General features: G+C 40.1%; 4 protein-coding genes. All 4 read left to right on the forward strand.

Annotated features, from left to right (window positions below; genetic code table 11):
* Positions 1 to 353 precede the first annotated feature (353 nt).
* The 4 genes from A7D14_RS04150 (at position 354) to A7D14_RS04165 (ending at position 9032) form a co-directional block, all read left to right on the forward strand.
* Complete coding sequence (locus tag A7D14_RS04150) at positions 354 to 1799, forward strand: calcineurin-like phosphoesterase C-terminal domain-containing protein (RefSeq protein ID WP_067030403.1); 1446 nt, start codon at positions 354 to 356, stop codon at positions 1797 to 1799.
* Positions 1800 to 2130: 331 nt separating this feature from the next.
* The gene (locus A7D14_RS04155) at positions 2131 to 5484 is read left to right on the forward strand and encodes a TonB-dependent receptor (protein WP_176712360.1); all 3354 of its coding nucleotides are present in this window, start codon (positions 2131 to 2133) and stop codon (positions 5482 to 5484) included.
* A gap of 12 nt (positions 5485 to 5496) precedes the next feature.
* Positions 5497 to 7242 (forward strand): RagB/SusD family nutrient uptake outer membrane protein, encoded by a 1746-nt coding sequence (locus A7D14_RS04160; protein WP_067030409.1) that lies wholly within the window; start codon positions 5497 to 5499, stop codon positions 7240 to 7242.
* Positions 7243 to 7565: 323 nt separating this feature from the next.
* Complete coding sequence (locus A7D14_RS04165; protein ID WP_218058504.1) at positions 7566 to 9032, forward strand: hypothetical protein; 1467 nt, start codon at positions 7566 to 7568, stop codon at positions 9030 to 9032.
* Positions 9033 to 9605 lie beyond the last annotated feature (573 nt).

Genomic DNA, 9605 nt, shown 5'->3' on the forward strand with positions numbered 1-9605 from the left:
ATTTATACCCTATTAAATCAATGTATTAGCATTAATTTATTTTTAAATTATTTTAATCATATCGTAAAAAGTAGTTGTGTATTAAAATTAAATGATTATATTTGATCATAGTTGATTAATATGAACATAATTAAATTTTTGGATCAATGTTAAATGTCAATCATATATGTCAGATATTCAAAAGTTGTCTGTTATTGAACAGTTCAATTCTTCTTTGAGGGTTAAAATGATGAATGGAGTTTTATATATAAGGAATGGTGTTCAAGCTCTGGTTATGTGAAATGTACTTGAAGAAAATGTTGAAATCTTTACACGGTAAATAAATTAAGCATAATTAAATCACTTGGTTAAGTATGGAAGATAGGAGGGAATTTGTCAAAAAGGTTGGTCTGGCCACAGGGGCACTTGGCTTGTTGGGGTCAACGACTTTACTTGCCTTAAATCGACAATCTTATAAAATAAATCCAATCAAAATAGTTGGTAAGGTTACCGATGGAAGAAAGGGGATTGCGCAAGTGGCGGTTTCCGATGGGGAAACAGTTGTTGTTACTGACAAAAATGGTGATTTTGAATTTTGGAGTACCGGCAATCAGCCATTTGTGTTCGTATCAATTCCGTCTGGGTTTAAAATAAAGCAGCAAAGCAATGGCTCAGCCATTTTTTTTGCATCCATAAACCCGAATCAGAACAAAAACAGAATACTGTTTCAGCTTGATCGTTTGCCTGTAAATGATAATAGCCATAGCTTTTTGGTTTTGGCTGACCCCCAGATTCAGGACGATTATGAGGTTCAGCAACTTTTAAATACTTCCGCACCAGATGTAATAGAAACAATCCGGCATCTAGATGACCCCAATACTTTTGGAATTGGTTGTGGTGACCTGGTATTTGATCGGCTTGACTTATTGGATGATTATGACAGGGCGATAAGAAAAATACAAATACCGTTTTTTCAGGTTATCGGAAACCATGACATGGACTTGGATGCAAGATCTGATGAGTTCTCGGCAAATACATTCAATAAAAAATATGGACCAACATATTATTCCTTCAATCGTGGCCAGATACACTATGTTGTTTTGGATGATGTATTCTTCACCGGGGAAGAAAGGGGATTTATCGGTTATCTAACTGAAATGCAGCTAGCTTGGTTGGAACAGGATTTGGCCAATGTGCCCAAGGGCAGTACTGTGGTTATCTCTGCCCACATTCCAATTCACAACCTCGTTAAAAACAGAATGGCCCTTATTGAGCTATTGGCCCCATTCAAGGTCCATATTCTGTCCGGGCATACCCACAGGAATGACAATTATGTCACGTCTTCCTATTTTGAGCATTGTCATGGTACTGTTTGCGGTGCATGGTGGAGTGGTCCTATTTGTGGAGATGGTACACCAAATGGATATGGCGTCTATAATGTAAATGGAAGTGGATTGGACTGGTACTATAAATCCGTGGGAAAGGCCAAGGACCATCAGTTTAGATATTACCAAAGGGGCAGTTTGAAAGAGTTTCCCAATTCCTGTGTTTTGAATGTATGGAATTATGACCCGGCATGGAATATTGCTTGGTACGAAAATGGCGAGCGTAAAACCCACATCAGAAAAATTAGGACCGTTGATCCTTTGAGCGTGGAGTTGCACCTGGGGAAAGAAATACCTGAAAGGAGGGGATGGGTAGAACCCTATGCCAATGACCATATGTTCCTTTTTGAGCCTGATGATGATGTTCGGGAGATTACCATTGAAGTAGAGGACCGATTTGGGAATGTTTATGTAGAATCGGTTAAAGTCGGGTAAAGAATATTCTGGGACGCTCATCGATACCGTTGAAAAAAAATCCCAAATAGATCTAGGCTATCAATAAAAGGTGAAAAGAAAATATAACCAACCAAACATTGTCCTTTCCAAATCGTAGGAGAGGCCTTTGAACAACCAAATATTAACCATAAATACCTAATATGAAGCAATGAAAACAATTTCACAAATTTTTCACGCCCCAATCAGTAAAATGATGCTGATTTTTTTAATGGTGAGTGGTTTTGCTCAGCCAATACTAGCCAATTTTCCGTTAGCGACAAATATTACAATTCAACAAAACCAAATTGATCTTCTGACAATTTTTGAATTGATGGAACAACAGGCCCATGTGAGCTTTGTCTATGGCAATGAAGTTCGGCAAATTCGTAAAAAAACAGATCTGAACCAGAAAAATGTCCCTCTACAAAAGATAATGGACTATCTGGCAGTTTTTTATGGCCTTGAATACCAGATAGGACAAAATAAGATAGCCGTTTCTGTAAAGGAAAACAAAAGTTCAATTTACCAAAAGACAATTACAGGTAATGTAAAAGATGAGGTCGGCATGCCCTTGATGGGCGCCAATGTTATGGTCAAAGGTACACAGCAAGGGGTTGTGACAGATTTTGATGGTAATTTCTCTCTTGAAGTCCAAGAAGGGGATGTCGTAGAAGTTTCTTATTTGGGAATGAAAACCCAGACTTTTGTTGTGGAGACCAATCAGAACTACTATTCCATTCAACTTGATTCGGATAATCAGCAATTGGATGAAGTGGTTTTGGTAGGATATGGGGAAAAGTCTTTAGAGTCATTGAGTGCGGCAGTCAGTAAAGTTGATGTTGCACAATTGGCAGAAAGGCCCGTAAGTAATGCAGTTCTGGCCTTGCAAGGTGCCAGTCCGGGCTTAACCATTACACGCTCCAATGGTAGGCCTACAGATACCCCCAACATAAATATTAGAGGGTTTACATCCATCAATGGAGGGAATCCTCTGATCATCATTGATGGAGTTGAAGGTGACATCAATGATGTGAATCCAATCGATATTGAAAACATAAGTGTACTGAAGGATGCTGGAGCTGCGGCAATTTATGGAGCCCGTGGTGCATTCGGTGTTGTATTGATCACTACAAAACAAGCTAAGAAAGGGGATGTAAAGGTTTCTTTTGAAGCCACCTCGGGCTTCAGTCAAGTAACCACGAACACCGATTTTGTATCAGACCCTTATGAAGCAATCCAAATCGCTGACAATTTCTTTCAGGCAGCGTCTGGATCCACATATTCGCGTTACACCGACGCTGATTTGGAAGCACTACAAGAAGTTTCGGCCAACCCCTCTTTGGCAAGGGTCGTTATTGATAACAGAAACGGACGGGAACAATACGTGCATTATGCGAAAACCGATTGGTGGAACTCGTTTTTCAGGAAAAGTCGGCCTCTACAGATATACAATGCCTCTATAAGTGGAGGAAACGAAACCATTAAGGGGTACTTTTCGTATAGGAACTATCGAGAAGTAGGTTTGTTAAAAGTACAGGAAGACCTCTTTACCAGGGAGAATTATAGGGCTAAAATTGATTTTAAGGTAAGCGACAAAATTACCATAACCGAAAACATGCAATTCAGTAAGTATGATGACTTACAACATGGAGGTTATCGTGGGGGCTGGCATGGTAATTATTGGAACTATTTGGTTTATAACCACGCCATGCCATGGTATTCCCCTACCAATCCAGACGGAACATTTTTCTATCGAAGTGAGTTGAATAACTATGCCGCTGGGGATGGCCTTTATGCCTCGTTACTTCATGGCAAGTCCAAACAGGAAATAGAGGATTCAGAATTTTCGAACATTGTCACTGCAACAATTAAGCCTTTTGAGGGATTGAGCCTAAAGGCCAGTTATGCCTTTCGTAAGATGAACGAAAGCAAATACCAGCGTTCAGCATTGGTGCCATGGAGCATTTATGTGGGTGAGATTGAGACGATGGGTTCGAACAAATTGACCGAATTCAGTACGACAGGGGACTATGATGCTTTTAATGTGTACGGGAATTACTCTGGTCACTTTGGCAGGCACAATTTAGATCTTATGGTTGGTTTTGGACAGGAATCGATGTACAGTAAGACTGTTCAAGCGAGTACGCAGGGATTGATTTCCGATGAACTTAATTCTTTGGGATTGGGGACCACCGCTGATGATGCTACAGGAAGTGCCTATGAGTGGGCCCTTCAAGGGGTGTATTCGAGAGTATCCTATAATTATGATAATAAATACTTTCTGGAATTCAATGGGCGTTATGATGGTACCTCAAGATTTCCTTCCGATTATCGATGGGGGTTCTTTCCATCGGTATCTGCTGCATGGGCCATACATAAAGAGAATTTCATAAAAGGGTCGGAAGGTGTACTGAGCCGTGCAAAACTGCGGGCATCATATGGTACGCTTGGAAATCAAAATGTTGATCCTTATGCCTACCAGTCGGTATTGAGCCGTTCTTTGCTGGATAGGTTCTCACTAAGTGGCAGCCCTTTGGAGTATATAACATCTCCCAATCTAGTTCCCACCGAAATTACATGGGAAGAAGTAAAGACCCTAGATTTCGGTGTAGATTTGGGCTTTCTAGAGAACAAAGTGAACATCAATTTTGATTGGTTCAAAAGGGAGACCTTGGGGATGTTGACCGCAGGACAAATACTTCCAGCTGTGTTAGGAGCTGCGGCCCCACAGGAAAACGCTGGAGATTTGGTGACCAAAGGCTTTGAATTGGCTTTTGCCTATAATGATAAGTTTTTGCTCGGAGGTTCAGATTTCACCTTCAAATTAGGTGCGGGCTTATCGAATTCCAGATCCAAGATTACCAAATTTGATAATCCTGAGGGTCTCCTAAATGGATTCTATGAAGGTATGACCATTGGTGAACTATGGGGTTTCCACGTGGAAGGCCTGTTCCAAACAGAGGAAGAGGTTGCCAATCATGCAGACCAAACCCGTGTTTCTTCACAAATCAGGAGCCAGGGAATCAAGCCGGGTGATGTCAAATATGCAGATTCAAATGGTGATGGCTTTGTCAATTTTGGAGATAATACCTTGGATAATCCAGGGGATCGTAAGGTCATCGGTAACGTAACGCCCCAGTATCTCTATAATTTCAACATAGGAGCATCTTGGAAAGGGTTTGATATGTCGGCAATCTTTCAGGGGGTGGGTAAACAAGATTGGTATCCCGGTCCCAACTCCCAATTATTCTGGGGACCGTACAGTAGACCCTATGCATCATTCGTCCGTAAAGACTTGGCAAACAACATATGGTCGCCTGATAATCCAAATGCCTATTACCCAAGGGCATTCGGATACATTGCCCTCGGTAATGCCAAGACCCTTGGTTCGGTCAATGATCGCTACCTACAGAGTATTGCCTATCTAAGGTTGAAGAATCTGACCGTGGGTTACAATTTGCCTGATGAAGTTTTAGATAAGACGATGTTCAGTAAAGTTCGGGTCTATCTCAGTGGTGAAAACATATTGACGTTCAGCAAGCTTACGGATTATATAGATCCAGAAATTGCCAGTAACAAACTCAGCTTTAATCAGCCTAGGGGAAATTATGGTTATGATGATTCCCGGGGTCAGGAAGCACCGATGTCAAAAACGTATTCATTAGGACTTTCCATTCAATTTTAAACACATACGACAATGAAAAAAATATCCATCCTACTTGTAACTATTGGCAGTTTCATTATGCTGAACTGCAGTGATGATTATTTAGATAAACAGCCCATTTCAGATGTCAGTGAAGAGAGCTTCTTCCTGACCAGTGCAGACCTTAAGTTGTACACAAACGGATTTTATAGGCTCTTGCCAAACAATACAGAGCGAAATGAAATTTTTACTGTGGATAATTTTACGGGTGAAATTGTTCAGAATAGCCTTAGTAACCTTATGACCGATACCAGGATTGTTCCTGCTTCAGGAGGGGGGTGGTCATGGGCCATTCTTAGGGATTTCAATTATTTTTTGGAGAATTATGAGCGTTGCGAAGACGAGGCGGCCAAAAACAGGTATGGAGGGGTCGCCCGTTTCTTCCGAGCGTATTTTTATTTCATAATGGTAGCTGAGTTTGGCGATTTACCCTGGTACGATAAAACTCTTGAAGCTGACAGTGAAGACCTGTATAAAGCACGGGATGATCGCCAATTTGTGGTCGATATGATATTACAGGACCTGGATTGGGCCATCGAACACATGGAAGATGAACAGTATCCATATGAGGTCAGTAAGTATACTGCTTTGGCGCTAAAATCTAGGGTTGGTCTTTTTGAGGGAACATTTGGGAAATATCATGGTATACCAGGTTACGAGAAGTATCTTCAAGCTTCTGTTGAGGCCTCCAATGAATTGATTCAGAATGGACCATACTCGCTATATGTTGGAGGGAATCCTGCATCTGATTATGGGGATTTGTTCCGTTTTGAAGATGCTGAAACTTCAGAGGTTATATTAGCCAGGGAGTATACGCAACCCCTTATCAATGGACATAGAGCAAATTATTACACTCTGACAGGGTCCCAAGGAAGGCCTGGTATGCCTAAAACATTGGTCAATTCATATCTGAATGCTGATGGTACAAGGTTTACCGACCAAGCTGACTTTAATGCCATTCCTTTTGTTCAAGAAGTTTCGAACAGGGATCCTAGACTTTCCCAGACCATTAGAACACCGGGATATACAAGGGTTGGTTCAAATGAAGAGTTGCCGCCTGACCTTTCGTCCTCCATCACTGGTTATCACATCACTAAATTTGTTACCGGTTCCTCTTCGGATGGAATTAACCAGAATACCAATGACCTGCCGATTTTTAGGTTTGCTGAAATACTACTGAACTATGCTGAGGCAAAAGCAGAATTGGGCACAATCACCCAAAGTGACATAGATGCATCCATTGGTTTGCTTAGATCAAGAGTTGGAATGCCTAATTTAATAGTTGCAGATGCCAATGCCAATCCGGACACTTATCAAGAGCAGTTTTACCCGAACGTATCTGGCAGTAACAAGGGGTTGATTCTTGAAATTAGAAGGGAGCGAAGGATTGAATTGTTCATGGAAGGACATCGTTGGAACGATATTAAACGTTGGAAAGCAGGACAATCCATTACCATGCCATTACGTGGAATGTATCTACCCGGCACTGGAGAGTATGATCTGACCGGTAATGGTGAAATAGATCTTGTTATATATGAAGGGGAGCTGCCTTCTGACCCAATAGAAGGTGCCAAGTACTTTAATTTGGGCACGGACATCTTCTTGAGTCCTGATAATCTAATTGACCCCCTGCCAGATTTTAATGATAGGACATTCAATGAGGAAAGGGATTATCTGTCCCCGATTCCAATGCAGGAATTACAATTGAACACCAATTTGGTACAAAATCCAGGCTGGTAGTAGATTGGGCCCTGTTCAGGATGATTATTGTGGACACAATTTTCTCACAACTGGATGAAGACCTAATGTATTACATAAAAAATGTATGTTGATTGAAGTGTTTTAGTTAGTTTGAAATATCGGGGCGAGCCGCCCCGATATTTTTTTTTCATTGATCTGCATTGAAACACCCAGTTCTCATATAATTTGGAGAAACCGATAAATCTCATTTTGTAATTAACCGAAGAGGCAATTCGTCGGGGTTAGAAGGGAATATGACCCAGACTTATGCAATTGGCCGATGCAAGTTTTCGACTCAATTACCATTATATAAAGTCTGTAGGATGATTGCCTTAATTCATAAATCCATGATGAACAACATAATTAGTTTAGCAATTTGTTTAATCTCCCCTATTTTTATTTTCGGTCAAAGACATTTAGAACTGGGAAACAATAGAGAACTGTTTGTTGATGATTATTTAATCGAAAAACTTGAAGGTTTGACAATTGTAAAACATACTCCGATTGACGAAGGCCCTGTGTTATTCTTTGACAAACCGTGGGAGGGTAAATTTTCTACCTACACCACTATTATTAAAGATGGAGGAACTTATAAGGCCTATTATCGGGGAATTGGAGAGGCCGGTAAAGATGGAAGTCGGAATGAGGTTACTTGTTATGCGGAATCAAAAGATGGGATAAATTGGAAAAGACCAAATTTGGGTCTTTATGAAATCAATGGAACTTTGAACAATAATGTGGTTTTGGCGAATGTACCACATGTGACACATAATTTCAGCCCTTTTATTGACGCAAATCCTGATAAGGACCCCAATCAGAAATATAAGGCTTTGGGAGGTACGGGAGAAAGTGGACTGATTGCCTTTGTGTCCCCAGATGGAATTCATTGGAAAAAACTTCAGGAAAAACCTATTTTTTCAAAAGGTAAGCTGGATTCACAAAATGTTGCATTTTGGTCTGAACCGGAAAAGAAATATGTATGTTATTTCAGAACGTGGAAAAATGACGGATTTTCAGATTATAGAAGTGTTGGTCGCACAGTATCTTTGGATTTCATAAATTGGACAGATCCTGTCCAAATGAATTTTGGGGACACACCTCTTGAACATTTGTATACCCAACAAACAAGCCCTTACTATCGTGCGCCCCACATCTATATGGCCATTGGGGGAAGGTTTATGCCGGGCCGACAAGTATTGACCGAAAGACAGGCTAAAGAATTTGGTGTTGATTCAAAGTACTTTGAAGATTGCTCCGATGCATTTTTCATGACTTCAAGAGGTGGAAACAAATATGATCGGACCTTTATGGAGGCATTTATTCGTCCTGGAATTGGTATGGGCAATTGGGTTTCACGTTCAAACTATCCTGCCCTGAATGTTGTACAGACCAGTCCTGAAGAAATGTCTTTATATGTAAACCAGAATTATGCTCAACCTTCTGCGCATTTAAATCGTTATTCACTTCGCATTGATGGTTTTTCATCTATCTCAGGCTCATACAATGGTGGGCAATTACTGACCAAACCTTTTACTTTTAACGGTTCTGAACTAGAGATCAATTACTCGACATCTGCCGCTGGGGAGATCAGGTTTGAAATCCAAGATGAGAATGGGGTTCCAATCCCCGGCTATACCATGGAAGATTCTCAAGTAGTGATAGGAAATGAAATCTCTAGAACTGTAGAATGGAGTGGAAATAAGAATCTTGATGAATTGATTGCACGGATTGTCCGATTACGTATCTTCCTGAAGGATGCGGACCTGTATTCGATCAGATTTAAAAGGTGAATATTTTTAATCCATGGGGATAATTTAAATGATAGGTCAGCATTTCACAACTTATTTTGTAAAGATGTCTTGGTTTTTGGGGCTTGCTAAACTTGTTTTATCATACCACCTGTATTTGGGCACTTATCGAGGAATGGAGTTAAAATGCTTTTTTTTAGATATTCCTACTGATTCTGCGAATCCCCTTGCTGCCAGGTAATTTTGGAGTCAATTCCAACAAAAATTATTGGGTCCCATCTCTTTTCTTTCTTATGATTTCCTTAGCAATGAACAAAAGACCTCTGGTTATTTGTTCTTTTCAATGAAACTTCACTGGATTTGGGCCATTCCCAGAATTATATTTTGATGAACCTTTATAATCAATTTTGGTTAATGGAAATCAAAACGGTTCATACCTCACGTTTATAATTAGTAAACAAGATTGAAAATTCTCTTCGGCCTACTAGTTTTATGACATATAAATTGATTGATTGTGATTTTATACGAATGATTAAATCGAATCATGAGTATCTTTATTTGTGCAGTAATTAATATGCTTTAATGACTTTATATTACTAAATAATTGAAATATTT

The sequence above is a fragment of the Allomuricauda sp. CP2A genome (assembly GCF_001683915.1).
In the GTDB taxonomy this organism is placed as follows: domain Bacteria; phylum Bacteroidota; class Bacteroidia; order Flavobacteriales; family Flavobacteriaceae; genus Flagellimonas.

Coding starts and splice junctions, on each gene's coding strand:
- A7D14_RS04150 (WP_067030403.1), top strand. CDS start 354: ATGGAAGATAGGAGGGAATTTGTCAAAAAGGTTGGTCTGGCCACAGGG.
- A7D14_RS04155 (WP_176712360.1), top strand. CDS start 2,131: ATGGAACAACAGGCCCATGTGAGCTTTGTCTATGGCAATGAAGTTCGG.
- A7D14_RS04160 (WP_067030409.1), top strand. CDS start 5,497: ATGAAAAAAATATCCATCCTACTTGTAACTATTGGCAGTTTCATTATG.
- A7D14_RS04165 (WP_218058504.1), top strand. CDS start 7,566: ATGATTGCCTTAATTCATAAATCCATGATGAACAACATAATTAGTTTA.